At 46.1% G+C, this 900-nt stretch carries 1 protein-coding gene; it reads left to right on the plus strand.

Annotated features, from left to right (window positions below; all coding sequences use genetic code 11):
• The coding region (locus ACFIM6_RS09990; RefSeq protein WP_375612685.1) for an alanine-zipper protein at nucleotides 1-900 on the plus strand (900 nt) is incomplete at both ends.

The following is a 900-nucleotide window of genomic DNA, read 5'->3' on the forward strand; positions in this document are numbered from 1 at the left end:
CAAACAGGCAGCCGATGATGCCAAGGATATTGCAGAACAATCAAAAGAGTTATCAGAAGGTGCGACATCTTCTGTTACAGAACTCACAAAAACAGCCTCACAAGTACAAGCGGGAGTAGAGACAGCATTAACAGCTTCAAGAGAAGCCAAATCACAATCAGAGGCAGCTGTAAGCACGTCAGAAGAGGCGAAAAGTTTAGCGGAAAAAGCGAATACGGCATCTACAGAGGCGCAAAAGGCATCAGAACAGGCATTAAGAGAAGCGACTTCTGCGAAAACAACAGCGGGCGGGGCATCTAGTATAGCCAATGATGCGAAAGGGAGTGCTGAGGCAGCTAAAACATTATCAGAAGAAGCAAAACGGTTGGCAGCAGCATCACAGGAGACAGCAGAAACAGCAAAGGCTAAAGCCGAAAGTGTAGAGGCAGTTGCGAATGAAGCAAAATCTACAGCGACTACAGCATTAACAGAAGCAAGAGAAGCTAAGAGTACGGCATCTGAGGCGAAGGGTTTGGCGGAGGAAGCAAAAAGCGCCGTTGATAAGGCGACAGCGAAAGTAGAGCAAGCTGTAAGAGAGGCTAGCGATGCGAAATCTAAAGCGGAAAGTTTAAAGACTGTTGCGACTGAAGCGAAATCCACGAGTGAACAAGCAAGTCAAACAGCCTCTAATGCTAAAAGTTTATCAGAAGAAGCAAAGGTTAAAGCAGAAAGTGTAGAGAGAGTTGCGAATGAAGCAAATCAAACAGCGACTTCTTCGAAGAGCGTATCAGAAGAAGCAAAAGAAGAGGCAAGTAATGCCAAAGCGATAGCCTTAGAAGCGAAAAGTGCAGCAGATAGTGCAATAGCGAAAGCGGAGCAAGCCCAACAGAGCACAACAGAAGCCTCTAGAATAGCTTTGGA

This window comes from Bartonella sp. AA9NXGY, assembly GCF_042196845.1.
GTDB lineage: Bacteria > Pseudomonadota > Alphaproteobacteria > Rhizobiales > Rhizobiaceae > Bartonella.